Raw genomic sequence first — 25688 nt, 5'->3', positions numbered from 1 at the left:
GCCGACCGCCGGCGGCGCCTCAGCTGTCTTCGGTGGGTGCGTGCGTGTGGTAGGTGTCCTGCTCCTCGGTGAACTCCTTCACCGGGGCGACGAGGTCGATGGTCTGTCCGTCGTCGAACTCCAACCTACATTCGATCTCCTCGCCTCCGGCAACAAGCTCGCCGGTCAGGCCCATCAGCATCACATGCGGCCCGCCGGGCGCCAGGTGCTGGTGCTCCCCCGCGGGAATGGGGAGCCCTCCCTCTGCCTCCTGCATCACCATCTGGCCGTCCACCTTGACCATCTCGTGCAGCTCGACCTTCGCCGCGACATCCCCGCAGTCCGCGGAGACCAGCATCCGGTCCTCCTCGGAGGGGTTGGTGAGATTGACGAACAGGGCGGTCATCTCCGGCATCTCGGTGCCGACGGTGGCCCGAACCCAGGGATCCGCGGCGAGGATGCCGGGGGTGGCGCTCTCGGCCTGGGAGCAGGCGGCGAGGGCGACGGCGGCGAGGACGGGGACAGCGAGCTTCCAGTTCACCCTGGGATCATAGCCGAATTTTGATACCCCCGGGGGTACCCCACCGGGGTCTGTGGACATCGGTCCCGCGGGTAGACTGCGCCGCATGTCCACGCAGCACGTCACCCGTCGTGGGGTCTTCGGCTACGCCGGTGCCGCCACCCTGGGCGGCGCTGCCGGTGTGGTCGCCGGTCGGGCGTCCCGAGGGGCAGCGGAGGACGCCGCGACATCCTCAGTGGGCGGTCAGACGTACCCGGCCCACGGCGTGCATCAATCCGGCATCCTGACAGCGCAGCCCGCCGTCGGCCACCTCATCGCCTTCGACCTCCTCCCCCAGACGGACCGCTCCGCGCTCGGACGCCTCATGCGCGTGTGGAGCGCGGACATCGCCGCGCTGATGGCCGGCCGCCCAGCCCCGGGAGACTCCGCCCCGGACCTCGCCCAGGCCGGCGCCTCGCTCAGCGTCCTGGTCGGCCTCGGCCCGCGCATCTTCGACCTGGACGGTCTGAACCCCCAGCGCCCCGCTGGCTTCCAGGAGATCCCCCCGATGGAGCACGACCAACTCCAGCAGCGTTGGTCCGGCGGGGACCTGCTCGTCTGGATCTCCGCCGACGACGCCACCACCACAGCACACGCCGCGCGCCGGCTCACCGCAGACGCCGGCCCTTTCGCCACCAGCCGGTGGGTCCAGGGCGGTTCGTGGCGCCCTGTCGACGCCGAGGGCAACCCGGCGACCGGCCGCAACCTGTTCGGTCAGGTTGACGGCACAGCCAACCCCACCGACGACGCCCTCACCCGCGCCGTGTTCTCCGAGGACGGCTGGCTCTCGGGAGGCACCCAGCTGGTGATCCGCCGCATCGAGATGCACCTGGACGAGTGGGACGATGCCACACGCGACCGCCAGGAGCAGTCCGTGGGCCGGCGCCTCGACACGGGGGCGCCACTCACCGGAGAGGCCGAGCACGATGCCCTGGACCTCGAGGCCATGGCCGACGGGGTGCCCGTGATCGCGGCGGACGCCCACGCCCGCCGCGCCCATCCGTCGCAGAACTCGGGCCGCACCATGCTGCGCCGCGGGCTCAACTACACCCACGACGAGTGGGCCGATGGCGCCCCCGTCTCGACGGCGGGGCTGATCTTCGGCGCCTTCCAGGCCAACATCGCGGAGCAGTACATCCCGGTTCAGCGAATGCTGGACCACGGTGACGCGCTCAACGAATGGACCACGGCCATCGGATCTGCCGTATTCGCGATCCCGCCTGGCTTCGGGCCGGACTCCTACCTCGCGCAAGGACTCCTCGAATGACCGCACCCCTCGTCCGTCCGGCCCGGCCATCGGACCTCCCCGGCGCCGCCGAGGCGCTGGCGGATGCGTTCACCGACGATCCCACCTTCGCCTTCCTCCCGTCCGGCGAGCGCGCGCGGCGGGTGCGGGCCTACATGGACCATGAGCTCGACGGCGCGTGGACGGTCGATGTGGCGGTCGACGGCACCACCGTGCTCGGAGCCGGACTCTGGCAGCCGCCAGGCTCTCATGTCGACGGAATCGCGGCAGCGGCGAGACACCTGGCGGGCCTCTGGAGCACCCTCGGGAGTCACGCCGTCACCATGCTGCGGGTCGAATGCGAGCTCACCCGGCACCGGCCGCCCGTGCCGCACTGGTTCCTGGGCTATGTAGGCGTGTCGTCAGCTGCGCAGGGCCGGGGCGTTGGCCGGGCGCTCCTCGAGTACCGCCTCGGCACGGTGGCCGAGCCGGTCTATCTCGAGGCGGCCACCGAACGGGCCGCAGCCCTCTACCGTCGCCTCGGCTTCGTGGACATGTGCCGGTTCACCGGCACTCAGATGCCCGCCGTGGGCATGTGGCGCCCGGCGCCCATCGCTACCTGAGTGTCTCCCTGAGGCTCTCGAGTGGAGGGGCCGCGCGAACCGGCGTGGCCCGTCCCATCGCTCCCTGAGGAAGGCCGCCCGCGAAGCGGCGTGGACTGTCTACGCCCGCTCCCTGAGGAGGGCCGCCCGCGAAGCGGCGGGGCCTGTCCCCATCGCTCCCTGAGGAGGGCCGCCCGCGGAGCGGCGTGGCCTGTCTCGAAGGGTCGTGACTACCACCTTCACGCAGTTCTTGTGGTCGGGTGTGGGGAGCCGTGAGTCGATGTCCGGGCGGCCGTTGTCCATGCTCTTGCTGATCGCCGCCGGTGGATCGGTGGTCGGGTTGTGGAGGCCGCCCGGGCATCGTCTCCCGTCTCCCCGCACTCGGTCCTCCTGTGGCGTTGCCTGGTTCGGGTGTGGGCCGGCAGGGCGGCCTTGGGGTCGGGTCTGCTTGAGCGGGATGCCGGTTGGGCGATCCTCGGGTTGGGCACCGCTGCGCAGTGCCGCCCTGCCGTCCCCCACCCTTGCGCTGACGTGTCGGTTTTCGACCCTTCGAGACGTCCTGCGGTCGCTTCGTGACGCGGGACTGTGGACGTCAAGGAACGAACTTCCGTCAGTGGCACCCGTCCCATCACCGCGACGGCCGCGCTCCGCTTGGGTTCTTGGAGCACGTGTCCCAATTCGTGGAGGCGGGGCGTCGGTCGAGACACCGGACCGGGTGCCAGGGGCTTCGACGCGGGTGCGGCGCTTCGCGCGCGCCCGGCTCACCCAGCTGTCGGGGTAGGCCGGGTTGGCTTCGACGCGGGCTGCGCGGCTCCGCGGGCATGATTATTCTCAATCGACGGAGGGTCCCGCGACTGGGAGCGAGGGTGGGGGACAGCAGGGCGGCACTGCGCAGCGGTGCCCAACCCGACGACCACCCAACCGGCATCCCGCCCGAGCAGACCCGGCCCCAACGCCGCCCTGCCGGCCCGCACCCGGGACCAGGCAACCCCACAGACAGGACGAGTGCGGGGAGACGGGAGACGATGCCCGGGCGGCCTCAACCACCCGACCCCAGATCCACCGGCGGCGATCAGCAAGACTCTGGACAACGGCCGCCCGGACATCGACTCACGGCTCCCCACACCCGACCACAAGAACTGGCGTGAAGGTGGTAGTCACGACCCTTCGAGACAGGCCACGCCGCTCCGCGGGCGGCCCTCCTCAGGGAGCGATGGGGACAGGCCACGCTTGCTCCGCGGGCGGCCCTCCTCAGGGAGCGAGGGGGGTGGCCCTCCTCAGGGAACGGGAGCCCAGAGGCTAGTGTCCTATCAGCCCAGCTATCACCGCGGGCAGCCGCGCCGCCAGCGCGTCTGGCGGGTACGGGCCGGGATTCCGCTCGGCGGCGATGGCCTGGACGCTGGCACCCAACACGCCCGCCCGCCACGCCGGGAGCCCCGCGGCCAGCAGGGCTCCGCAGATCCCCGCCAGCACGTCACCGGATCCGGCCTGGGCGGTCCAGGCGGGCCCCCTCACCGCCATGGTCACGCGCCCCGACGGCTCAGCCACGTATTGCGTGGCCCCCTTGAGGAGCACCGCCGCGCCCGTCTGCCGCGACACCTCCCGCACGCACACCAGCGGATGCGCCTCGACGTGGGCACGGGTGCAGCCCAGTATCCGGGCCAGTTCGCCGGCGTGCGGGGTGAGCAGCCACCCGTCGAGTCGCCCCGCGGGCAGCGAGGTGAGCGCGTCGGCGTCGACGACGGTAGGCACCTCGTGGAGTCCCGCGTTCGCCACGCGCCCCTCGGTGCCCTCACCGTCGCCCCACCCGGAACCCACCACCATCGCCTGGGCGCGCCCCTCGCCGATCACCACGCTGGGGAACCGCGACAGGATCAGTCCGGAGGCCACGCGACCGGTGTAGCGCACCATGCCGGCCCCGGCATGCAGGGCACCCGAGACGCCGAGGATCGCGGCGCCCTGGTACTGGTCGGAGCCGGTGTCGATCATCACCACTCCGCGGGTGTACTTGTCCGACGTGGGCACCGGCGCGGGCCACCACCGCGCCACGTCGGCCACCTCGGCCTGCTGCAGCAGCGGAGCGTCTGCCTCCACGCCGATGTCGGCGACGTGCACCTGGCCGCAGCGCGAGGCGGCTGGCTCCTGCACGTGGCAGGGCTTCAGTGCGGCGAACGTGACGGTGTGGGCGGCGCGAAAACTCGGATGCGTCGCCCCGGAGTCCGCGTCGAGGCCGCTGGGCAGATCTACCGACAGCACGGGCACACCCAGGTCCGCGCACGCGTCGGCCATGGTCTCGACCACAGGCGGCAGCCCGGGCCGCGATCCCAGGCCGGTGAACGCGTCGATCACCAGGGCGCACTCCGCGAGGGCCTCGACGGCGGCCGTCGCCTCCACCACCTGGCAGCCGGCCGCCCGCGCCGCGGCGAGGCCACCCTCGTGCGCGCTGCCGGCCACGCACCAGACAGCGACGGCGCGGCGCTGGGCGAGCTGGGCGGCGGCGAACAGTCCGTCTCCCCCGTTGTTGCCGGGCCCGGCCACCACCAGCACCGGGCCCTCCGGGGCGACGGAGGTGGCCACCCGGGCCACCTCGGCCGCGGCTCGTCCCATGAGGTCCACGCCTGGCTCGGCGGCGAAGACCCTCGCCTCGGCCGCGCGCATCCCGGCCGCGGTCACCACGGGCCTCATGCTTCGCACACCACCATCGCCGTGGCGAAGCCACCGTCGTGGCTGATGGACAGATGGATGTGGCGGATGCCCAGCGCCTCCACCCTGGCCGCGACGGACCCGGCGTTGCGGAAGGCCGGGTCGCCGTCGGCGTTCTTGACCACCTCGCAGTCCAGCCATCGCATGCCGCCCGGCGAGCCGAGCGCCTTGGCGAACGCCTCCTTCGCGGCGAACCGGGCGGCCTGGGACTCGATGGAGAGAGCACGCTCGGCCGGGGTGAGAAGGCGCTCATCCAGGCCGGGGCGACGCTCCAGCATGTCCCGGAAACGCTCGATGACACACAGGTCCGTGCCGATACCCACGATCATGGCGCCACTCTAGGGCTGAACCCCTACTCGACGGTGACCGACTTGGCCAGATTCCGTGGCTGATCGACGTCGTGGCCCTGCAGGGTGGCCAACTCGCAGGCGAAGAGCTGGAGCGGGATGATGGCGGCCACCGGCTGCAGCAGCGTGGAGAGCTTCGGCAGCTCGATGAACACCGCCGCCGCGGCACGCGCCTCCTCGTCGTCGGCCTCGGCCAGGACGATCGTCTTCGCGCCACGGGCCCGGACCTCGGCGATGTTGGACACCACCTTGTCCCGAAGCTGGTCCCGGCCGCGGGGCGGCACCACGACGAACACCGGCAGGTCCTCGCGGATCAGCGCGATGGGGCCGTGCTTGAGCTCCCCGGCCGCGAAGCCCTCCGCGTGGATATAGGCCAGTTCCTTGAGTTTGAGCGCCCCCTCCAGCGCGACGGGGTAGCCCACGTGGCGGCCGAGGAACAGCACGGAGGGCTCGTTGACGAACTCGCGCGCCAGGTCCAGGACCTGCTGCTGGTTGTCGAGCATGCCCTGGATGGCATCGGGCATCCGCTCCAACTCGGCCAGGAGTGCCCCGATCTCGTCTCCGTACTTCATGCCACGCACCTGCGCCAGGTAGAGGCCGAGCAGGTAGCAGGCCACCAGCTGGGTGGTGAAACCCTTGGTGGAGGCCACCCCGATCTCGGGGCCGGCGTGGGTGTAGATGACGGCGTCGGATTCGCGCGGGATGGTGGCGCCGTTGGTGTTGCAGATGGCGATCACCTTGGCGCCCTGCTCCCGGGCGTGCCGGATGGCCATCAGCGTGTCGGCGGTCTCGCCGGACTGGGAGATGGTCACCACCAGCGTCATCGGGTCGATGATCGGGTCCCGATAGCGGAACTCGGAGGCCACCTCCACCTCGCAGGGGATGCGGGTCCAGTGCTCGATGGCGTACTTCGCCACCAGGCCCGCGTAGAAGGCGGTGCCGCAGGCGACGATGACGATCTTGTTGATCCGGCGCAGGATCTCGGGGGAGATGCGGATCTCGTCGAGGACAAGTTCGCCGCGCTCGTTGAGGCGCCCGAGCAGCGTGTCTGCCACGGCGCGGGGCTGTTCGAAGATCTCCTTGCGCATGAACCAGTCGTAGCCCTGCTTCTGCGCGGCCTCCAGATCCCAGTCGACGTGGAACTCCTTGGTCGGCGCCGGCGCGCCGTCGAAGGTGGTCACGCTGACCCCGGCGGGGGTGAGCTCGACGATCTGGTCCTGGCCGAGCTCGATGGCGTCCCGGGTGTAGGCGATGAACGCGGCCACGTCCGAGGCGAGGAACCATTCGCCCTCCCCCACGCCGACCACCAACGGCGAGTTGCGCCGCGCGGCGACGATCCGGTCCGGGTCCTGGGCGTCGACGGCCACCAGCGTGAAGGCGCCTTCCAGGCGCGAGACGACGGCGCGCATCGCGGCGAGGAGGTCCAGGCCCGCCTCCAGCTCGCGTCGCAGCAGGTGCGCGGCCACCTCGGAATCGGTCTCGGAGGAGAACTCGACGCCCGGCAGCTCGGCGCGGAGCTGGCCATGGTTCTCGATGATGCCGTTGTGGACGATGGCCACGCGCTCCGAGACGTGCGGGTGCGAGTTCTGGTCCGTCGGCGCTCCATGGGTGGCCCAGCGGGTGTGGCCGATGGCCACGTGCCCGGTGGGAAGCGGATCCGCGGCGATGGCGGCCTCAAGGTTGACGATCTTGCCTGCCTTCTTGCGCCACTCGACGCGCCCCCCGCTCGGCAGGGCGACACCCGCTGAGTCGTAGCCGCGATACTCGAGCCGGCGAAGCCCGCTCAGTACCACATCGAGTCCGTCACGTTGTCCGAGATATCCCACGATTCCACACACGCGAAAAACCGTACATGATGAATGCGCGTTTCTTGACATCCGCGCCTGTGAGGGATCCGCTGCGGTTACACCTTGCGGATGAGGATCGAGTCGACTGCGTGCGACTCGCGCTTCACGAGGATGGCCGTGGCCCGATCCCTGGTGGGCTCGATGTTGAGGCGGAGGTTGAGGCCGTTGATCTCTTCCCAGACCCGGGCGCCGAACGCGACGGCGTCGGCTTCGGACAGCTCCGCGTAACGCCTGAAGAAGCTCCGCTCGTCGGTGAACGCGGTCCGCCGCAGGGTGAGGAAGCGCTCTAGGAACCACTGCTTGATGTGCGACTCGGGAGCGTCGACGAACACGGAGAAGTCGAAGAAGTCGCTCACCGCCAGCCCCGGCTTCCCGTCCGCCTCGACTCGGGCTGGCTGCAGCACGTTCAGGCCCTCGATGATGAGAATGTCCGGGCGCTCCACAGCGATGTGCTCGCCCGCAACGATGTCGTAGACCATGTGGCTGTACACGGGTGCGAACACGCTCGGCACGCCGGACTTCACGTCGATGACGAAGTCCAGCAGCGCCCGCCGGTTGTAGGACTCGGGGAATCCTTTACGCTCCAGGAGACCGCGACGCTCCAGCTCGGCGTTGGGGTAGAGGAAGCCGTCGGTGGTGATGAGGTCCACCCGCGGCTGCCCCGGCGCCCGGCGGAGCAGCTCCTGCAGCAGGCGCGAGACCGTGGATTTGCCCACCGCCACGGACCCGGCCACCGCGATGACGAACGGCGTGCGGTCCACATCCAGTCCCAGGAAGTCATGGCTCTGCGAGTAGAGCCTCCCGGTGTTCTCCATGTAGAGGTGGAGCAGCTGCGTCAGCGGGCGGTAGACCTCCACGAGGTCCCGGTGGGAGGTGGGATCCCCGATGCCGCGGAGTCTGTCGAGGGTGACCTCATCGAGATCGATCTGCGTCGCGTCGGCCAACGCCGCCCACGCGTGACGTTCGAGCGTGACGTACGGTCCGGTCACCGGCACTCCTTCGTGGGGTCGATCGGCAATCGTACAGGGAAGGGCGCCCGCGTACAGTGGGGCGCATGACCGACGACCGCTCCGGGAACCGCCGCGACCCCTACTCCGAGGAGTTCAAGACCTTCATCGTCAGTGGATGGGCTCCGGACCACCACGCACTGCCCGATCGGCTGCCCGCCGCGCGCTACGCGGCCGCCAGGCGGGTGCAGCTCGCGCAGGAGTTCGCCGGCACCACCCTCGTTGTACCGGCCGGTCCGCTGAAGCCCCGCTCCAACGACACCGACTACCGGTTCCGGCCCCATAGCGCGTTCGCCTACTACACAGGCCTCGGCGAGGACAGGGAGCCGGACGCTGTGCTCCTCATCCAGGACGACGACGCCACGCTGTTCTTCCGTCCGCGCGCCCCGCGCACGGACCGGGAGTTCTACGCCGACGCCCGCTACGGCGAGATGTGGGTGGGCCGGCGCGACTCGCTGGAGGAGATGGCGGCCGCTGTCGGACTCCCCTGCCGCGACATCCGCGAACTGGAGGACGTCATCGGCCACGCGTCGGGGCCGCTGGCCGTCATCCGCGAGGCGGACCCGGCGGTCACCGCCCTCGTCGACGGTGCACGCACCGACGAAGACCTCTCGAGAGACGCCGAACTGGAGCGAGCCTCCTCGGAGGCCCGCTTCGTCAAGGACGAGTTCGAGGTGGCCGAGCTGCAGCGTGCCTGCGCCGCCACCGCCGTCGGCTTCGAGGCCGTTGCCCGCGAGCTGCCGCGCGCCGTGGAGCAGGGCCGCGGCGAGCGGTGGGTCGAGGGCATCTTCGAGCTGCACGCACGGCACCTCGGCAACGCCATCGGCTACGACACCATCGCCGCCGGCGGGGATCACGCCAACACCCTGCACTGGATCAGGAACGACGGGGACCTCAGCGACGGAGATCTGCTCCTGCTTGATGCCGGGGTGGAGGTCAACACCCTGTACACGGCCGACATCACGCGCACGCTCCCGGTCAGCGGCCGTTTCACCCCGCCCCAGCGGCGGGTCTACGAGGCCGTCCTCGCGGCGCAGACCGCGGGCATCGCGGCCTGCCGCGACGGGGCCGCCTTCGCTGATGTGCACCGGGCAGCCATCACCGTGCTGGCGGGCTTCTTCGAGGAGCTCGGCATCCTGCCCGTCAGCGCCGCCCAGTCGATGTCGGCCGACGGCGGCCAGCACCGCCGCTGGATGGTGCACGGCACCTCCCACCACCTCGGCCTCGACGTGCACGACTGCGCCCACGCCCGAGCGGAGGAGTACCGCCTCGGCACGCTGCGCTCCGGGATGGTCATCACGGTGGAGCCCGGTGTCTACTTCAAGTCCACGGACCTGCTCGTGCCTGAGGAGTACCGCGGCATCGGGGTGCGCATCGAGGACGACATCCTCATCACGGACTCGGATCCGGTGAACCTGTCCGAGGCGCTGCCCCGCACCGCCGACGACGTGGAGCGTTGGCTGGCCCGGAGCCGCGGCTGAGGCTCAGTCCTCGGACTCCGAGACCACGGTGGAGGTCTGGCCGCGGGTGAGGAGCCCCCGGATCACGCGGGCCACGTCTGCGGGGCGCGCCACCGTCACCTGGTGCGCAGCTTCCGGCACCACGTGCAGCTCGCCGCGCTGCACCGTCTCGGCCACCAGCTCGACGTTGGCGATCGGGGTGGAGGTGTCCCGCTCCCCCGCCACCATCACCACGGGAAGAGTGATGTAGGGCAGGTCGTCCCGGACGTCGTGGGCGGCCAGCGCCCGGCAGAGCTGGGCATAGGAGTGGTCGTCCGCGGCGGACAGCCCCTCCATCACGGCGTCCACAACGGCGGGCTGCTGGGCGCGGAACATCGGAGTGAACCACCGCTTCGTGGTCTCCTCCACCAACTGCTGGGTGCCGGTGGCCTCCACCTGATCCGCGCGGTCCAGCCAGCGGGCCGGCTCGCCGACGGTGGCGGCCGACGCCACCACCACGACACCCGAGAAGGTCTTGTCATAGTCGCGCGCCACGTGCAGCGCGGTTGCCCCGGAGATGGACAGCCCGGCGAAGTAGACGGGCACCTCTGCCCCCACCTCCTCGCGCACCTCGGCCGCGACCTGCGCGATGCCTGCGGCCACCGCGTCCAGGGTGGGCTCGTCGGCGTCGTCCCAGACCGTCCCCAGCCCGGTACCCGGGAGATCGACGAAGACCACACGGGCATCGTCGATCAGCTGGGCCGCCACGGGGGTCCACTGATGGGCGGCGTTGCCCCCGAGGCTGGGCCCGACGAGCAGCACGCGCTCCGCGGGGGTGCCGGGGTTGTAGGTGGTCCAGTTCAGATCCATCGACGTGCTCCTTGGACAGTGGTGGTGAGGGACAACTTACCCGAGGGGGATCCGCTCCTCGGCAGCCCGGGGCACTTACTCGAACAGGGCCGCGCGGGAGCCGGGCCGAGCCGTCAGCATGTCGCGGGCCTGCTGCGCCACCTTGTGCTCAGCGAGCACCTCGTAGCTCGTGGCCACCGTGATCCGGGCGGAGTTGAAGTCGCGCTTACCCCCGGTGAGGGAGTGTGCCAGGGCGCGGAACAGGACACCGAAGACCACGCCCATCGCGAGGCCGACGTAGAGCATGGCGAAGTTGCCGTTACCCACGAAGAGCATCAGCATCACGCCGACGAACAGGCCGGTACTGAGTCCGGACAGGGCGCCCTCGCCGAGCACGGTGGCCCAGGTGCGGCGCCCCGTCACCCGCTCGAGCAGCTTGAGGTCGGTGCCCACGATGAGAAGGTTCTGGACGGGGAACTTCTCGTCTGCCAGGAAGTCCACCGCCGACTGTGCCTCGTCGTAGGTGCCGAATTGTGCGATGTGCTGAGGGTAGTTCAGCTGCATCAGCTTCCGGTTCGCCGGCTCGGTCATGTGCTCCTCCGTCCGCGCGCCAAGGTGGCCTGAGCCAAGCTTACGCCCGCCTCATCAACCATCTCGTCGCCGAGAAGGACGGCGCCGATCCCCGAGGCCGCTCCGCGTGCGGCCGCCGCGACCATCGCCTCCGCGCGCGCCAGGGCCTCCGGCGATGGGGTGAACGCCTCGGCCCCGGCCGCGATCTGGGCCGGATGGAGCACCCACTTGCCGTCGTAGCCGAGGGCGGCGGCGCGTCCGGCCGAGGCGCGGAATCCGGCCGCGTCATGGACCGCGACGTAGGGACCGTCCACGGCCTGCAGCCCCCGGGCCCGCGCGGCCACCAGGATCCGGGCATAGGCGTGGTGCAGTGGGTCCCCGGGATATCCGCCGCTGAGTCCTCCCACCAGCAGCGACGGAAGGCCGAGCGAGGCCATCAGGTCGCCAGGGCCCATGTGCAGCGCCTCCAGGCGAGGGCTGGCCGAGGCGATGTCGTCGGCCCTTGTCAAGGCGACGGCGTCCTCGAGGAGGACCTCGATCCCAATGCGGCCCACGGCGAGCCCGTGGGCGCGCTCCAGCTGGGTCAGCAGCAGGTCCAGCGCCTCCACCTGGCCCGGCGAGGTGACCTTCGGAAGGAACACCGTGTCTAGGCGGTCGCCGGCCCCAGCCACCACGTCGATCACATCGCGGTACGTCCAGGGGGTGGCCCAGCCGTTGACCCGCACCGACACCGTGGGCGCCAGCCAGGTGCGGGCGCGCAGGGTCTCCACGGCGCGCGAACGCGCCTCGTCCTTGGCCGCCGCAGCCACTCCGTCCTCCAGATCCAGGAAGACCTGGTCCACGTCGAGCCCCACCGACTTGTCCAGGAAGCGTTCGCTGGAGGCCGGGACGGACAGCACGGTGCGGCGGGCTCGTGCGGGGCGTTGGTTCATCGTCGGGTCCTTGCGGCTAGATTTGCCCTATGACCGCCAAAGATACGCAGGTTTTCATCTCGCGGGTCATCGGTCTCCCCCTCGTCGACTCCGCCGGTGACCAGGTGGGTCGCGTCAAGGATGTGGTGTGCTACCTGCGCACCGAGGGACGCGCTCCGCGCGTGAAGGGTCTCGTGGCGGAGCTGTTCGCCCGGGTGCGGATCTTCGTGCCCATGATCCGCGTGCACGACATCACCCCCAACCAGGTGGCCATCACCGGGCAGGTGGACGCCCGGCGCTTCCAGCGACGCGAGGCGGAGCTCCTGGTGGCCGGCGACCTGTTCGACAGGAGCATCGAGCGGGCGCGGCCCACCCGGATCCTCGACGTGTCCATGCACATGGTGCGCAACCGGGAATGGGAGCTGGACACGGTGGCGCTGCGCGCGAGCGGCGGCGCGGGGCGGTTCGGCTTCGGGAGCCGCAGCGCACCCCAGCTGGTGTCGTGGCGCGAGATCCCGGACCTGATCCTGGCCAGCGGCCGCACCGCGGCCCATCTCATCGCCGAGTTCTCCGAGATGAAGCCGGCCGACGTCGCCAAGGAACTCCACGACCTCGAGCCCGAATCGCTGGCAGCCGTCGTGGACGCCCTCGACGACGAGTCGCTGGCGGAGGCCATCGAGGAACTCCCCGAGGACGAACAGATCGACATCATCTCCGCGCTCGGAACCGAGCGGGCCGCGGACGTGCTCGGAGAGATGGACCCCGACGACGCGGCGGACCTCCTCCGCGACCTCCCCCCGGACATCGCCGAGGAACTGCTCCAGCGGATGGAGCCGGAGGATTCGGCCGATGTGCGCCGCCTGCTGGTCTACGAGGAGTTCACCGCCGGCGGCATGATGACGCCCGAACCGATCGTGCTGGACACCGACGCCACCGTGGCCCAGGCGCTGGCGTTCGCCCGGATGGACGCCCTGACGCCGGCGCTGGCGTCGATGGTGTTCGTCACCCGGCCCCCTCTCGAGACCCCCACCGGACGCTACGTCGGCGCGGCGCACCTGCAACGGCTGCTGCGGGAGCCGCCGACCACGCTGGTGGCCACACTGCTGGATCAGGACCTCGACCCCCTGTCCCCGGCGGATCCGCTGGCGCAGGTCAGCCGCTTCTTCGCCACCTACAACCTGGTGGTGGCGCCCGTCGTCAACGCCGCCGGGCTGCTGGTGGGTGCCGTCACCGTCGACGACGTGCTGGACCACATGCTGCCGGATGACTGGCGCGGCGACCAGATGGACGAGGTGGAGGCCTCGGACCTCTCCGGCGCCGAGGTGAGCCATGGCTGAGCGCAACCCCCTGTCCCAGCCGGGCGAGCGCAGCTGGCTGCCGAAGGTCGCGGTGGACTCGGAGACGTTCGGCAGCTTCGCGGAGAGCTTCGCCCGCTTCATGGGCACGGCCAAGTTCCTCGTCTACATGACGGTGTTCGTCATCGTGTGGGTGACCATCAACCTGGTGGGGCTCTTCGGCCTCAAGTGGGACCCGTACCCGTTCATCCTGCTCAACCTGTTCTTCTCCACCCAGGCGTCGTACTCGGCGCCACTGATCCTGCTGGCGCAGAACCGGCAGGAGGTGCGCGACAAGTTGAGCCTGGATGAGGACCGGCGGATCGCTGCACAGTCGCGGGCGGACATGGACTTCCTGGCCCGCGAGATCGCCTCCATCCGCATGCACCTGGGGGAGCTCGCCACCCGCGACTTCGTGCGCGGTGAGCTGCGCACGGAGCTCCGCGAGCTGGCCGAGCACCTCGACCGGACGGCGTCGGGACGGTCCCCCTCGGATCCCGAGGCGCTCCGTTGAGCTCCCGTCCCGAGATCCGGTGGTTCGGCGTCGTCCTGCTGGTGGGCCATCTGGCCCTGACGGTGCTGGGCGGGGTCGCGCTGTGGCGGATCGCCGGCGGCTGGTGGGTGGGCGCAGCCGTCGCCGCGCTGTTCATGCTCGGTTACCTGGCGCTGTGGAAGCAGCTTCTGGCGCCCGGCACCCGGCAGAGGCTGAACTACCGTGAGAGGCTCACAGTGGCGCTGGTCGTCGGCCCCGCAGTCGTGGTGCTCGGCAGCCTGTCTGGCCTGTGGCTGCCCGCCCTGATGGCCACCAGCGTTGTCCTCCTCGGCGATGCCCTCAATGAGCGCCCCTAGACTTGCCTCGCCAGCCCACCCCTGCACCCTGAAGGACATCGTGACCGAACACCCCCTGCTCCCCCACATCCGCGCAGCCCTCCACGGAGTGGAGGACCCCGAGATCCGGCGTCCGATCACGGACCTCGGCATGGTCGACGACGTCGCGGTCTCGGACGACGGCGCCGTGCAGGTGCGGATCCTCCTCACGGTGGTCGGCTGCCCGATGCGCTCCGAGATCATCACCCGCGTCTCGACGGCGGTCTCCGCCGTCGCCGGCGTCTCGACGGTCGCGGTGGAGCTGGGGGTGATGAGCGACGAGCAGCGCGAGGCGATGCGCACCATGCTGCGCGGCGGCGAGAAGCAGCGCGTCATCCCGTTCGCCCAGCCCGGCAACCTCACCCGGGTCCTGGCCATCGCCTCCGGCAAGGGAGGCGTCGGCAAGTCCTCCGTCACCGTGAACCTCGCCCTCGCCCTGGCTGCGCAGGGCCGCTCGGTGGGCATCCTCGACGCCGACATCTACGGCCACTCCATCCCTGACCTCCTCGGGCTGGGAGACGCGCGGCCCACCGTCGTCGACGACATGATCCTGCCCGTGCCCGCCCTCGGTGGCCTCAAGGTGATTTCGATCGGCATGCTCAAGCCGTCGCGGGATCAGGTGGTGGCCTGGCGCGGCCCCATCCTGGACCGCGCCCTCACACAGTTGCTCGCGGACGTCTACTGGGGGGACCTGGATTATCTCCTGCTCGACCTGCCACCCGGCACCGGGGATGTCGCGATGTCCCTGGGCCAGAAGATCCCGGGCTCGGAGGTCATCGTGGTGACGACTCCCCAGTCCGCGGCCTCGGAGATCGCGGAAAGGGCGGGCACCATGGCGCACATTCTGGAGCAGCGGGTCATCGGCGTGGTGGAGAACATGAGTTGGATGGAGACGGTGTGCCCGCACTGCTCCGAGCCGCACCGGCTGGAGCTGTTCGGCTCCGGGGGCGGCACCCTGGTGGCCGAGGCACTCACTGAGCGGTTCGTCTACGAGGTTCCGCTGCTGGCGCAGATCCCGTTCGACGAGACGCTGCTCAGCGGCGGCGACACGGGCCGCCCGATCGTCGAGACCCATCCGGAGCATCCGGCCGCGCAGGCCATGGTGTCCCTGGCCGGCGAAGTCGCGGCGAGGAAGCGCGGCCTGCTGGGAACGCGCCTGCCCCTGTCCACCTGACAGGCGGGTGTCCTAGGTGGCGTCGGGGTCGAACGGGGAGTTGACCACCGGCGCCGGGAGCGCGGGCGTCGTCGTCCGGATGGCCTCGACGGCGGCGCCGGCCTCCTTTTCCGCCTCCCGTGTGGTCTGCTTGAGTGAGGCTTCGGCGGCCTGAAGCTCGCGGCGGGCCTCGTCGAGTGCGGCGACCTCCTCGCGCATGTGCTTGGCGATGAACGTCTTGGGGTTCAGGTCGCGAAGCTCAAGGTCCGAGTAGTCCGCGCCGAGTTCGGTGCGCAGGGTGCTGGTGGCGTTGTTGGCGATCCCGCGGAGGTAGATGAACACCCGCGCCGCCTTCCGGGAATACTCAGGAAGCCGCTCGGGGCCGAACATGACGACGCCCAGCACGAGAATGAGGACGAGGTCTATCGCGTCGATGCCGAACACGTCCCCTAGGGTACAGTCTCGACTTCGACCCTCAGCGCACGCCGGTCAGGCGTTTGAACCCGACGGCGGCCCGGTCCAGCAGCGTCGGCGCGAACGGCTCCTCGCCGGGAAGCTGGCCCGAGATGGCCGCGAGCAACGCGGGGGAACCGTTCGTGGTCACCGACACCACGGCCGGCCCGGACTGCCAGAGGCTCACGGTTGGGAGCCCCGAGGCCAGATCGGTGCGGGAGGTCACATGGTCTCCCAGAACGCCCTCCGCCCAGCCGACGACGGCGGTCTCGATGCCGTCCGAGTAGACGAGATTCATCGACGTCGCGCCGTGCCGCTCCGAGGACGAGTAGGCCACCAGCGGCAGACCGCCGATCTCCTGAGGACAGGTGGGGAGTCCCACGCACCATCCGGCGGCGCCGCTGGCGGTGGCCGGCTGGAGGGCGATCAGCTGGGTGAGGGAGTCCTCGTGGAACTGGGCTGTGCCGAGACTGAGCTGCGTGTACCCGACGGCGAGGCTCACCGCCCCCGTGGGGTCATATCTCTCGCCCCACAGCAGCAGACCATTGGTCGCGTCCACCCACCAGCTGGCGACGGCGCCCCCGCCGTCTGAGGCCACCAGCCGCACTGCGGCCCGGCCGGCTACCTGCTCGGGCAGCACGCCCTGGGTGAAGCTCCAGCGCTCTGGGGCGGCCACTGGGCGGGCGGAGAACTCGGGTAGGAAACTCGAGCTGAACCGGTCACCCCGCGCGTCCATCACCTCAAGCTGGCCCCCCTGGCCCTCCACCTTGGTGGTGTGCACGTCCGCGGTGCGGTAGCGGCCCTCTCCGTTGGAGATCCAGACCCGCTGAACGCCGGTGAGGGTGAGGTCGGCCTCCGTGGAGGCCCGGAGCAGGGCGGCGGCCTGTTCGGCGCTGAGCTCTGTGCCCCCGTGGGGCGAGGCCCTGCGCGCGTAGCTGGAGGACTCGCCGAGGTCCGCCCCACGCTCGTAGGCGAGCAGCACGGCACCCACCGCCTCGGTGACGCTGATCGCGGAGCTCGACATGGAGTACTGCTCACGGGCGGACTTCACGGGGTCGGTCAACCGGGCCGGGTCTGGAGCCACGAGCACCGCCAACACCACGACGGAGACCATGACGGCCAGCAGCGCGGCGCCGGATCGGACCGCGAGGCGGGTGCGGCGGCGTCGGAGGGAGGGAAGGTCGCCCATCCCCGCGGCCATGTACAGGGGAGCCTCGGCGTGCTCACCGGCGATCGACTCAAGCTTGGCGGTCAGGGAGTCCGGCGCCGCCGAGCGGCTGCAGCCACTGAGGGTTGTGCACAGCGTGGAGATGGCCGCCACCTCGTCACGGCAGGAGGCACAGCCCGCCAGGTGGTAGCTGACCTGTTCCCACCGCTTGGGCGCCAACGTCCCGTCGGCGAAGGCCGACAGGTCGGGGCGGAAGCGCTCACATCGGTGCACTGAACTCAGGAGACTCCGAGATACCGGCTGCGCCCTTCGCTGGGGGCGCGGTGTGCGAGGGAGTCGCGCAGCGCGGCGCGCCCGCGGGCGATACGGCTGCGGACAGTGCCGAGCTTGACGTCGAGCACCTTTGCGATCTCCTCGTAGCTCAAGCCCTCGATGTCGCACAAGACCACGGCTACCCTCTGCTCCGGGTTCAGTGAGCGCAGGGCCGCGGCGACGTCCGCGTCCAGCTGAGCGTCGTCATGCAGTTCTGCCGGCCCTGTGGCCGCGCCCCAGACATGCTCGGGGGCCACGCTCAACGCGTCCATCCTGATCCGTTGGCGCCTGCGCGCCTGGTCCAGGAAGAGGTTGGTGGTGATCCGGTGCAGCCAGCCCTCGAGGGTGCCCGGCTGGAACGTGTGGATGGACTTGAACACGCGGACGAACACGTCCTGGGTGAGGTCCTCGGCATCGTGCTGGTTGCCGGTGAGACGATACGCGAGCCGATACACCTGCGCCGAATGATCTCTGACGAGTTCCTGCCAGGTGGGCGCGGTCCAGGCAGGCTCCTGGCCGGCCTTCGCCGACCGTGTGCCTTTGAACATCGCTCGCCTCTCCATACCTCTAGGGTGACAGCTCCACCTGTGCGCAGCCTGTGAGTGTGGCTGCCGACTAGGAGTCAACGCTCAACGGGCGCGGTTTGTTCCCTACGCCTCGAATCCGAGGTCCGTCAGCAGCGTCGTGTACCGGCCAAGCATGTCGTCGGCCACGCGCCCCATGGGCGCCCGGCAGGGTCCGGCGTCGAAGCCTCGGGCGGCGAGCGCCGCCTTGACCATCATGCAGCCCTGAGTCGCGAACACGCCCTGGAAGGCGGGCAGCGCGTACCGGTTGGCTTGGATAGCCTCCTCCACGCGGCCGGCGAGGAAGTGCTCGATGATCTCGCGCATGGCCAGCGCCGTGAAGTGCGACGAGGTGCCCACCACGCCCACGCCGCCCACCGCGAGCAACGGCAGGAGGAACGCGTCGTCGCCGGCGTAGTAGGCGAGGTTGGTGCGCGACAGGACTGTCGCGGAGGAGACGATGGCTCCCTTGGCGTCCTTCACTGCCCGGATCTGCGGGTGCGCGTCCAGCCGGATCAGCATGTCTTCGGGGATGGGCAGGCCCGATCGGTGCGGGATGTCGTAGAGCATCACAGGGAGGTCCGTGGCGTCCGCGACCGTCACGAAGTGGTCCTCGAGCGCGTCCTCAGGTGGCCGCGAGTAGTACGGGGTGACCACCAGCAGCCCGTCGACCCCCACCGAGGCCGCCTGCCTGGCGAGCTCGACGGAGTGATCGGTGGAGAAGGTGCCTACGCCCGCGATGACGCTGGCCCGGTCCCCCACCGCCGTCACCACGGCGTCCAGCACCGCACGCTTCTCCTTGTCCGTGGTGGTAGGGGACTCCCCCGTCGTGCCGTTGATCACGAGCCCGTCGTTGCCCAGATCGTCGACGAGATGAGCCGCCAGGCGTGCCACCTGTGCATAGTCCACCTCCGATCCGTCAGCTGTGAACGGCGTGACCATCGCGGTCAGGACGCGTCCGAACAGGGGCTGCATGTCTTCGTCGGTCATCAGTCCTCCGCGATGATGAAGAGCGGGTCGTCGTCGTGGACCACGTCGCCTGCCCGCACGACCACCTCCGTGACGGTTCCGGACACCCCGGCCAGCACCGGGATCTCCATCTTGAGGGTCTCAAGCACGACGACCGCGTCCTCCGCCTGGACCTTCTGGCCGGCTTCCACTGAGACTGAGAGCACCGTTGCGGCGATCTCAGCATTGACGACGTGACTCATGCGCGTCATCCTACTGGCCACTAGGCTGGGCGCGTGAACACGCCTGCCAGCCACTTGGAACCGCCCACCCCCGCCAGTTGGGAATTCGCCGAGGACCACGTGCCCCCCACGGCGGAGATCTCCGAGGCGCGCGACGAGGCCACCATCGCGGGGCTGACGCCCGTGTCGCTCGGCGTGGTGGCCACCCTCAAGGTCCTGACGCGCGCCATCGGCGCCAAGGCCGTGGTCGAGGTCGGCACCATGATGGGCAGCTCCGGCCTGGCCTTCCTCGGCGCCATGGGCACCGACGGCATCCTCACCTCCATTGACGTGGAGGCGGACAATCAGCTGCCTGCGCGCAAATTCTTCACGGCTGCCGGCTTCCCGTCCTCACGATTCCGGCTGATCGCCGGTTCGCCCATCGAGATCATGCCCAAGCTTCGCGACAGCGCCTACGACGTCGTCTTCATCAACGGTGACAAGCTCGAGTACGTCGAGTACGTCGCGGGCTCGCTTCGGCTGCTGCGTTCGGGCGGAATGCTGATCGTCCACGACGCCCTGTGGAACAACCAGGTCGCCGACGACGCGAACGAATCGGACGAGTCCATCATCATCCGGGAGGCGCTGGACGCCGTGACCGCCTCGGAGGCCTACACCCAGGCCCTGCTGCCGGTGGGCAACGGCCTCCTGGTCGCCGTCAAGGACTGACCAGGAGGCCACCGCCTCAGTCGCGGGGGACGACGACGTCCTTGCCCACCACGGTGATGCCCGATTCCGACACCGCGAGCCCGCGTGCCCGGTCATGCTCCTGGTCCACGCCGATCTGCACGCCGTCGGGGACCACCGCGTGCTTGTCCAGGATCGCGCGGCGCACCACGGCGTTCTTGCCGATCTGCACAGAATCCATGAGCACCGACTCGGACACCTGTGCCCACTTATCCACCTGGACGTTGGGGCTGAGGACTGTGCGGTCCACCTCGCCGCCGGAGATGATGCACCCGGCGTTGACGATCGAGTCCTCTGCCCGTCCGCGGATCACGAACTTGGCCCCGGGCGCCTGCACCAGATCCGTCCAGATCGGCCAGTCGTAGTTGTACAGGTTGAACTCGGGCTCGACGCTGACCAGGTCCATGTGGGCCTCGTGGAACGCGTCGATGGTGCCCACGTCCCGCCAGTAGTTGATGTCCTTCTCGGTGGCGCCCGGCACCACGTTGTCCTTGAAGTCGTAGACCTGGGACTCGCCCTGCGCCGTGAACCAGGGGATGATATCGCCGCCCATGTCGTGGCGGGCCGTCGGGTCCTCAGCGTCCGCGCGCAGGGCCTCGACCAGCGCCTGCCGGCTGAACACGTAGTTGCCCATCGAGGCGAAGGACTCCTCCGGCGAGTCTGGCAGGCCGGGCGGATCGGCGGGCTTCTCAAGGAAGCTCTTGATCTTCTTGTCCGGAGCGGAGTCGATGATCCCGAAGGCCGACGCCTCGCTGCGCGGCACCCGGATGCCGGCCACGGTGGCACCGAGCCCTGAATCGATGTGGGCATCGATCATCTGCTCGATGTCCATCCGGTAGATGTTGTCCGCGCCGAACACGACGACGTAGTCCGGATCGGCGTCCCGGATGAGGTTCAGCGACTGGTAGATGGCGTCAGCGCTGCCCTGGTACCAGCGGGGGCCCAGCCGTTGCTGAGCGGGCACGGGAGCGACGTAGTTGCCCAGCATGGTCGAGAAGCGCCACGTCTTGGCGATGTGGCGGTCCAGCGAGTGCGACTTGTACTGGGTGAGAACGGCGATCTGCCGAAGGTTGGAGTTGGCGAGGTTCGACAGGACGAAGTCGATCAGCCGGTACGTGCCCCCGAACGGGACAGCAGGCTTGGCCCGGTCTGCGGTGAGCGGCATCAGCCGCTTGCCCTCACCGCCGGCGAGGACAATGGACAAGGTTTTCGGACGAACGGACATGCCCCGAACCTATTGCCAATTGGGGCCTCCGACAGGGAAATCCACCAAATGACCTCCCCCGGGCTCAACCCGGTGTGACACGATGCCGTCATGACGATGAAACTGTCTTTGTTGACCCGCGAATACCCGCCGACGATCTACGGTGGCGCGGGCGTCCACGTGGCCCAGTTGGTGCCCCAGCTGCGCAGGCTGATCGATGTTGAGGTGCACTGCATGGGCGCGACGCGCGACGGCGCGACGGCGCACGCGGAGGACTTCCCGCCGGGCGCGAACGCCGCCCTCCGGGTACTGGGCGCCGACCTGTCGATGGCCGCCGCCGTAGGCGACGTCGACATCATCCACTCGCATACGTGGTACGCCAACATGGCCGGTCACCTGGCCGGCCTGATGCGCGACGTTCCGCATGTGGTGACGTCCCACTCGCTGGAGCCACACCGCCCGTGGAAGGCGGAGCAACTGGCGGGCGGCTACCGGGTCTCGTCGTGGGCGGAGAAGACGGCCTATGAGGCCGCGGACGCGGTGATCTCAGTCAGCGCAGGCATGCGCAGGGATGTCCTCGAGAGCTACCCGAACCTGGATCCCGCCAAGGTCCATGTCGTCAAGAACGGCATCGACCCGGACGAGTTCCGCCCGGACACCGACACCGACGTCGTCACGGGGCTGGGCGTGGACCTGGACCGCCCGTCGGTGGTCTTCGTGGGACGCATCACGCGTCAGAAGGGCCTGGTCCACCTGGTGCGCGCGGCGGCCGAGTTCGATCCCGATACCCAGCTCGTCCTGTTGGCCGGGGCGCCGGACACCCCGGAGATCGCGGCCGAGTTCGAGGTGGCCTTCGCCGAGCTCAAGGCACGCCGCACCGCTCCCGTGATCTGGGTGCAGGAGATGCTGCCGCGCGCGTCGGTTCGCCAGGTCCTCACCCACGCCACCGTGTTCGCCTGCCCCTCGGTCTACGAGCCGCTGGGGATCGTCAACCTGGAGGCCATGGCCTGCGAGACGCCTGTGGTGGCGAGCGCAGTGGGAGGGATCCCGGAGGTGGTCAACGACGGCGAGACCGGACTGCTGGTGGCCTACGATCCGGCCCAGGCGGGGGACCCTGCTTTCGCCAAGGGCTTCGAGTCCGACTTCGCGACGCAGGTCAACCGCCTGACCCGCGATCCGCAGCTCGCCGACGAGTTCGGCAAGGCTGGGCGCCAGCGCTGCATCGACGAGTTCTCATGGACCAAGATCGCCGAGGAGACGGTGGCGGTCTACGAAGCTGCTATCGGTTCCCGAGGCTAGACACGGACAAGGGCCGCTCCCCACGGGGGCGGCCCTTGGCATGCTCAAGGGGTTCTCAGCCGACGATGCCCTTCAATGCATTGAGGAGGTCGGTGGCCTCGGTGGCGTTCATCTCGACGACGAGGCGTCCGCCGCCGTCGACGGGAACGCGCATCACGATGCCGCGACCCTCCTTTGTGACCTCCATCGGACCGTCACCCGTGCGGGGCTTCATCGCTGCCATCTGCCACTCTCATTCTCTGTGCTCGAACTGTGGACAGGCTCTATTATTCCGCATCAGGGCAAGCAGCCGCCCGCACGGTGCCCAAACCGGCCGGATCACCCTTCCTGGGTGGGCTCCTCAGTGAACGTTTCCGCCGCCTTGGGCCGCTCGTAGGCTCCGCGCAGCAGCAGCTCGTCGATGACCTGCATGTCGTATCCGCGACGGACCACGTCGAAGACCACCTCCGCCTCCGGGACGGCGGTGCCATCGGCCAGCTCGGCGAGATAGCGGTCCACCTGGTCACGGCGATAGCCGGACCAGGCGGTCGGGAGGATGGCTGCCGCGAGGAATTCGGGCGTCACGGGGCCGGCCGGCACCCGTCCGCGGGGACGATCATTGACTGCGTCGGCGGACATCTCACCCAGCCGGCCAAGGCCCGCGAAGGCCGCCAGGCCCAAGGTGACGATGGCCACCCCGACGATCGCGATCCACATGGCTCAGGTCTCGAACTGACCGGGGGTGCCCATCGCGTCGAGGGCCTCCTCGACGTCGTCGGTCACGGTGACCAGCCTCAGATCGGCGCGGGAGATGAAACCGTGTTCCGCCATGGTGTCTCGGACCCAGTCCATCAGGGGATTCCAGTGCGCGGTTCCGAACAGCACCATCGGAAAGTTCTTCACCTTGCCGGTCTGGATCAGGGTGAGCGCCTCGAACAGCTCGTCCAGAGTGCCGAAACCACCGGGCATCGTGATGAAGCCCTGGCTGTATTTGAGGAACATGGTCTTGCGGGCGAAGAAGTAGCGGAAGTTGACGCCGAGACTGATGTGCTCGTTCATCCCCTGTTCGTGCGGCAGCTCGATGCCCAGGCCCACCGACAGTCCCCCGGCCTCGGTCGCCCCCTTGTTGGCGGCCTCCATGATGCCGGGGCCGCCCCCGGTGATGACCGCGAACCCCCGGTGCACGAGGCCCCGGCCGAGCTCGACGGCCGCCTCGTACATGGGGTGGTCAGAGGAGGTGCGGGCCGATCCGAATACGCTCACGGCCGGGGGCAGCTCCTTGAGCGCGTCGAAGCCCTCCACGAACTCGGACTGGATCCGCAGCACGCGCCAGGGATCCAGGTGGCTCCAGGGCATCCGGGTGTGTTGCAGGAGCGCCTCGTCCGCCATGGGTTGGCGGGTGCGCTCCTCACCGCCGAGCTCGACTGCGCCGGAGCGACGCTTGGGCTGGGTCATGGACGTGCTCCTTCTGGGGTGAGCCACCGACGCAGGCCGGCGGCGCACTTGTCGAGGTCTGAGACGCGACAGTACTCGTCGTCCCGGTGGGCGACGGAGGGATCCGCGGGCCCGTAGTTGACCGCGGGGATTCCCAGCTCGCTGAAGCGCGCCACGTCTGTCCACCCGTATTTGGGGCGCGCCGGCTCGCCGATCGCGGCCACGAACTGCTCGGCGGCGGGCCTGTCCAGCCCGGGCCGGGCTGCCTGCGATGCGTCCGCGACCACGAAGTCGTACCCCTGGAACCAGCCGCGTAGCCGTTCGAGCGCCTGCTCGACCGTCTTGTCCGGAGCGAAGCGGTAATTGATCTGCACCGTGGCCGACGGCGGGATCACGTTGCCGGCCATGCCGCCGGTGACCGCCACCGCGTTGAGGCCCTCGCGGTAGACCAGCCCCTCGACCTCGATCTCCTCGGACCGGTATGCGGCCAGGGTAGACAGCACGGGGGCAAGGTCGTGGATGGCGTTGTGTCCCATCCAGGCGCGGGCGCTGTGGGCCGCGATCCCCGTCGTCGTGAGGTCGATCCGGATGGTGCCCTGGCAGCCGCCCTCGATCTGGGCGTTGGTGGGCTCCATCAGCACCGCGAAGTCAGCGCGCACGAGGTCCGGCCTGGCGCGGCTCAGCCGGCCGAGGCCGTTGCGCGCCGCCTCCACCTCCTCGTGGTCGTAGAAGATCCACGTGATGTCTCGCGACGGCGCCGCCAGCTCCTCTGCGAGCGTGAGCATCACGGCCACCCCGCCCTTCATGTCGGAGGCCCCGCGACCCCAGACCCGTGGGCCCTCCGGGTGCTCGACGAGGCGCGAGGGGAGGTTGCCTGCCACCGGCACGGTGTCCAGGTGCCCGGCGATGACCACCCGCTCAGCCCTGCCGAGACTGGTGCGGGCCACGATGCAGTCACCGTCCCGGTGCAGTTCGAGGTGCGGGAGGGCGGCAAGCCGGGCCTCCACCCAGTCCGCGAGGCGGCGCTCGTTGCCCGAGACGGACTCGATGTCCATGATCTCCTGCAGCAACTCCACCAAAGGGTCCATGCCGCGAGCCTAGTAGGTCCGGGTCGAGGCGGGCTCAGGTGAGCCGGGTCATTTCCACGGAGACGAACATCTCGGATCCGCCGGAGCCGGTGTAGATGCCCTTGAGCGGGGCCACGTCCGTGTAGTCACGCCCGAATCCCACCTCCACGTGGGACCCGCGGGGCACGGTCTGGTTGGTGGGATCGAATCCCAGCCACTCGCCGTCGTAGTACTGGATCCAGGCGTGCGACTCCCCCACCATGGGCACCCCGATCTGGGGATCCTCGAGTTGCACGACGTAGCCGGAGACGTAGCGGGCGGGGATACCGATCGAGCGCAGGGCCCCCAGGGTGAGGTGCGCGATGTCCTGGCACACCCCTGCCCTGTGGTCCCACACCTCGCTGGCCAGCGTGTGCACCTGGGTGACGCCGGGCACGTAGTCCACGTGCTCGCGCAGCCTGCGGGCGAGCTCCACCACGGCCTCGCCGGGGGTGGCCGAGGTGCTGCGCACCTGCTGTGCGATGCGCAGCACCTCGCGGTGCGGCCGCACGGAGCGGGTCTGGGTGAGCAACTCCACGTAGCGGTCCTGCAGGTTCGGGTCCTCGAGCCCTGCCCAGCCCACCGGCTCGGCGTCGGGAGCGACATCGTGGATCTCGACGGTGGACGTGGCCACCACCTTCAGGTCCGAGTGGCGCTCGTGGATCTCGAACGCCACCACAGAGGTGCGCCAGTAGTCGCGGTAGGCATGCGTCCAGGCCACCGGGGTGATGTCGAGCCGGGACGAGAGGACCAGCTGCCGCCGGCTCGTCAGGGGTGTCATCCTGGCCTCGTTGAACGAGTCGGAGGCACCGCCGCCGTAGTTGTAGCCCGTGGTGTGCACGATCCGGTACTGACTCACAGG

General features: G+C 69.7%; 28 protein-coding genes. 9 read left to right on the top strand and 19 right to left on the bottom strand.

Annotated elements, in window-relative coordinates:
* Nucleotides 1-19: 19 nt before the first annotated feature.
* On the bottom strand, nucleotides 20-520 hold the full coding sequence (locus ACZK39_RS07115) for a copper chaperone PCu(A)C (protein WP_370585814.1): 501 nt from the start codon (nucleotides 518-520) through the stop codon (nucleotides 20-22).
* Between the two features lie 85 nt (nucleotides 521-605).
* Between ACZK39_RS07115 and ACZK39_RS07110 the strand changes: the two genes are divergently transcribed.
* Together ACZK39_RS07110 and ACZK39_RS07105 are read left to right on the top strand one after the other, a co-directional pair.
* Complete coding sequence (locus ACZK39_RS07110) at nucleotides 606-1805, top strand: Dyp-type peroxidase (RefSeq protein WP_182799298.1); 1200 nt, start codon at nucleotides 606-608, stop codon at nucleotides 1803-1805.
* Nucleotides 1802-2386 carry a GNAT family N-acetyltransferase gene (locus ACZK39_RS07105; RefSeq protein WP_463612922.1) on the top strand — a complete coding sequence of 195 codons (585 nt, stop codon included), beginning with the start codon at nucleotides 1802-1804 and terminating at the stop codon, nucleotides 2384-2386. Before ACZK39_RS07110 ends, ACZK39_RS07105 begins: the two co-directional genes overlap by 4 nt.
* 1278 nt (nucleotides 2387-3664) lie before the next feature.
* On the opposite strand, the gene ACZK39_RS07100 is transcribed toward ACZK39_RS07105, so the two are convergent.
* The 4 genes from ACZK39_RS07100 to coaA all read right to left on the bottom strand — a co-directional run bounded on the left by ACZK39_RS07100 (nucleotide 3665) and on the right by coaA (nucleotide 8281).
* A complete protein-coding gene (locus tag ACZK39_RS07100; protein ID WP_463612921.1) occupies nucleotides 3665-5050 on the bottom strand; it encodes an NAD(P)H-hydrate epimerase in 1386 nt (461 codons plus the stop codon).
* Nucleotides 5047-5397, bottom strand: a complete 351-nt coding sequence (locus ACZK39_RS07095) for a holo-ACP synthase (protein ID WP_182784499.1) — start codon at nucleotides 5395-5397, stop codon at nucleotides 5047-5049. The genes ACZK39_RS07100 and ACZK39_RS07095 overlap by 4 nt, the downstream gene beginning before the upstream one ends.
* Before the next feature lie 23 nt (nucleotides 5398-5420).
* The gene (glmS, locus tag ACZK39_RS07090; protein WP_459054825.1) at nucleotides 5421-7253 is read right to left on the bottom strand and encodes a glutamine--fructose-6-phosphate transaminase (isomerizing); all 1833 of its coding nucleotides are present in this window, start codon (nucleotides 7251-7253) and stop codon (nucleotides 5421-5423) included.
* A 65-nt stretch (nucleotides 7254-7318) separates the two neighbouring features.
* Nucleotides 7319-8281, bottom strand: coding sequence for a type I pantothenate kinase (gene coaA, locus ACZK39_RS07085; RefSeq protein ID WP_370585816.1), 963 nt, complete (start codon nucleotides 8279-8281; stop codon nucleotides 7319-7321).
* Between the two features lie 35 nt (nucleotides 8282-8316).
* Here coaA and ACZK39_RS07080 point away from each other — a divergent pair, with 35 nt between their 5' ends.
* A complete protein-coding gene (locus ACZK39_RS07080) occupies nucleotides 8317-9750 on the top strand; it encodes an aminopeptidase P family protein (RefSeq protein ID WP_459054826.1) in 1434 nt (477 codons plus the stop codon).
* A gap of 3 nt (nucleotides 9751-9753) precedes the next feature.
* On the opposite strand, the gene ACZK39_RS07075 is transcribed toward ACZK39_RS07080, so the two are convergent.
* The 3 genes from ACZK39_RS07075 to ACZK39_RS07065 form a co-directional block, all read right to left on the bottom strand.
* A complete protein-coding gene (locus ACZK39_RS07075; RefSeq protein WP_182800792.1) occupies nucleotides 9754-10578 on the bottom strand; it encodes an alpha/beta fold hydrolase in 825 nt (274 codons plus the stop codon).
* A gap of 75 nt (nucleotides 10579-10653) precedes the next feature.
* Nucleotides 10654-11148 carry a YflT domain-containing protein gene (locus tag ACZK39_RS07070; RefSeq protein ID WP_182784509.1) on the bottom strand — a complete coding sequence of 165 codons (495 nt, stop codon included), beginning with the start codon at nucleotides 11146-11148 and terminating at the stop codon, nucleotides 10654-10656.
* Nucleotides 11145-12059 carry an HpcH/HpaI aldolase/citrate lyase family protein gene (locus tag ACZK39_RS07065; protein WP_182784510.1) on the bottom strand — a complete coding sequence of 305 codons (915 nt, stop codon included), beginning with the start codon at nucleotides 12057-12059 and terminating at the stop codon, nucleotides 11145-11147. The genes ACZK39_RS07070 and ACZK39_RS07065 overlap by 4 nt, the downstream gene beginning before the upstream one ends.
* A 29-nt stretch (nucleotides 12060-12088) precedes the next feature.
* On the opposite strand from ACZK39_RS07065, the gene ACZK39_RS07060 reads away from it, so the two are divergent.
* From ACZK39_RS07060 to ACZK39_RS07045, 4 genes are read left to right on the top strand one after another with little or no spacing between them, the layout of a single operon-like run.
* Entirely contained in the window at nucleotides 12089-13375 is a 1287-nt protein-coding gene (locus ACZK39_RS07060) for a magnesium transporter MgtE N-terminal domain-containing protein (RefSeq protein WP_182784512.1), read from the top strand.
* Nucleotides 13368-13886, top strand: a complete 519-nt coding sequence (locus tag ACZK39_RS07055) for a DUF1003 domain-containing protein (RefSeq protein ID WP_459054827.1) — start codon at nucleotides 13368-13370, stop codon at nucleotides 13884-13886. The genes ACZK39_RS07060 and ACZK39_RS07055 overlap by 8 nt, the downstream gene beginning before the upstream one ends.
* Complete coding sequence (locus ACZK39_RS07050; protein WP_459054828.1) at nucleotides 13883-14221, top strand: hypothetical protein; 339 nt, start codon at nucleotides 13883-13885, stop codon at nucleotides 14219-14221. Before ACZK39_RS07055 ends, ACZK39_RS07050 begins: the two co-directional genes overlap by 4 nt.
* Nucleotides 14208-15413, top strand: a complete 1206-nt coding sequence (locus ACZK39_RS07045) for an Mrp/NBP35 family ATP-binding protein (protein WP_459054829.1) — start codon at nucleotides 14208-14210, stop codon at nucleotides 15411-15413. The genes ACZK39_RS07050 and ACZK39_RS07045 overlap by 14 nt, the downstream gene beginning before the upstream one ends.
* 12 nt (nucleotides 15414-15425) lie before the next feature.
* On the opposite strand, the gene ACZK39_RS07040 is transcribed toward ACZK39_RS07045, so the two are convergent.
* The 5 genes from ACZK39_RS07040 to ACZK39_RS07020 form a co-directional block, all read right to left on the bottom strand.
* Nucleotides 15426-15836, bottom strand: a complete 411-nt coding sequence (locus tag ACZK39_RS07040; RefSeq protein WP_459054830.1) for a sec-independent translocase — start codon at nucleotides 15834-15836, stop codon at nucleotides 15426-15428.
* A 31-nt stretch (nucleotides 15837-15867) separates the two neighbouring features.
* A complete protein-coding gene (locus tag ACZK39_RS07035; RefSeq protein ID WP_459054831.1) occupies nucleotides 15868-17286 on the bottom strand; it encodes an anti-sigma factor family protein in 1419 nt (472 codons plus the stop codon).
* A 5-nt stretch (nucleotides 17287-17291) separates the two neighbouring features.
* Nucleotides 17292-17873: an RNA polymerase sigma factor SigE gene (sigE, locus tag ACZK39_RS07030; RefSeq protein ID WP_220489611.1), complete on the bottom strand. Its 582-nt coding sequence runs from the start codon at nucleotides 17871-17873 to the stop codon at nucleotides 17292-17294.
* A 102-nt stretch (nucleotides 17874-17975) separates the two neighbouring features.
* Nucleotides 17976-18878: a 4-hydroxy-tetrahydrodipicolinate synthase gene (gene dapA / locus ACZK39_RS07025; RefSeq protein ID WP_255422401.1), complete on the bottom strand. Its 903-nt coding sequence runs from the start codon at nucleotides 18876-18878 to the stop codon at nucleotides 17976-17978.
* Complete coding sequence (locus ACZK39_RS07020; RefSeq protein WP_182784525.1) at nucleotides 18878-19099, bottom strand: acyl-CoA carboxylase biotin carboxyl carrier protein subunit; 222 nt, start codon at nucleotides 19097-19099, stop codon at nucleotides 18878-18880. The genes dapA and ACZK39_RS07020 overlap by 1 nt, the downstream gene beginning before the upstream one ends.
* A 33-nt stretch (nucleotides 19100-19132) precedes the next feature.
* On the opposite strand from ACZK39_RS07020, the gene ACZK39_RS07015 reads away from it, so the two are divergent.
* Nucleotides 19133-19786 carry an O-methyltransferase gene (locus ACZK39_RS07015; protein WP_182784527.1) on the top strand — a complete coding sequence of 218 codons (654 nt, stop codon included), beginning with the start codon at nucleotides 19133-19135 and terminating at the stop codon, nucleotides 19784-19786.
* A gap of 16 nt (nucleotides 19787-19802) precedes the next feature.
* Here ACZK39_RS07015 and glgC read toward each other — a convergent pair whose 3' ends face one another.
* Nucleotides 19803-21029: a glucose-1-phosphate adenylyltransferase gene (glgC, locus tag ACZK39_RS07010; RefSeq protein WP_459054832.1), complete on the bottom strand. Its 1227-nt coding sequence runs from the start codon at nucleotides 21027-21029 to the stop codon at nucleotides 19803-19805.
* A gap of 96 nt (nucleotides 21030-21125) precedes the next feature.
* Here glgC and glgA point away from each other — a divergent pair, with 96 nt between their 5' ends.
* Nucleotides 21126-22307 (top strand): glycogen synthase, encoded by a 1182-nt coding sequence (gene glgA, locus ACZK39_RS07005; protein ID WP_459056589.1) that lies wholly within the window; start codon nucleotides 21126-21128, stop codon nucleotides 22305-22307.
* Nucleotides 22308-22362: 55 nt separating this feature from the next.
* On the opposite strand, the gene ACZK39_RS07000 is transcribed toward glgA, so the two are convergent.
* From ACZK39_RS07000 to ACZK39_RS06980, 5 genes are all read right to left on the bottom strand, one after another.
* Nucleotides 22363-22530, bottom strand: a complete 168-nt coding sequence (locus tag ACZK39_RS07000) for a DUF3117 domain-containing protein (RefSeq protein ID WP_182784531.1) — start codon at nucleotides 22528-22530, stop codon at nucleotides 22363-22365.
* Between the two features lie 95 nt (nucleotides 22531-22625).
* Nucleotides 22626-23003 carry a hypothetical protein gene (locus tag ACZK39_RS06995; protein ID WP_182784533.1) on the bottom strand — a complete coding sequence of 126 codons (378 nt, stop codon included), beginning with the start codon at nucleotides 23001-23003 and terminating at the stop codon, nucleotides 22626-22628.
* Between the two features lie 3 nt (nucleotides 23004-23006).
* A complete protein-coding gene (locus ACZK39_RS06990) occupies nucleotides 23007-23741 on the bottom strand; it encodes an LOG family protein (protein WP_182784535.1) in 735 nt (244 codons plus the stop codon).
* Nucleotides 23738-24808, bottom strand: coding sequence for a succinyl-diaminopimelate desuccinylase (gene dapE, locus ACZK39_RS06985; RefSeq protein ID WP_459054833.1), 1071 nt, complete (start codon nucleotides 24806-24808; stop codon nucleotides 23738-23740). The genes ACZK39_RS06990 and dapE overlap by 4 nt, the downstream gene beginning before the upstream one ends.
* A gap of 34 nt (nucleotides 24809-24842) precedes the next feature.
* A complete protein-coding gene (locus ACZK39_RS06980) occupies nucleotides 24843-25685 on the bottom strand; it encodes a transglutaminase family protein (protein ID WP_459054834.1) in 843 nt (280 codons plus the stop codon).
* Nucleotides 25686-25688: the final 3 nt, after the last annotated feature.

It is taken from the genome of Tessaracoccus luoxuelianae (assembly GCF_055326245.1).
The sequence above is the reverse complement of the archived record's forward strand: the minus strand, read 5'-3'. Positions and strand labels throughout refer to the sequence as shown.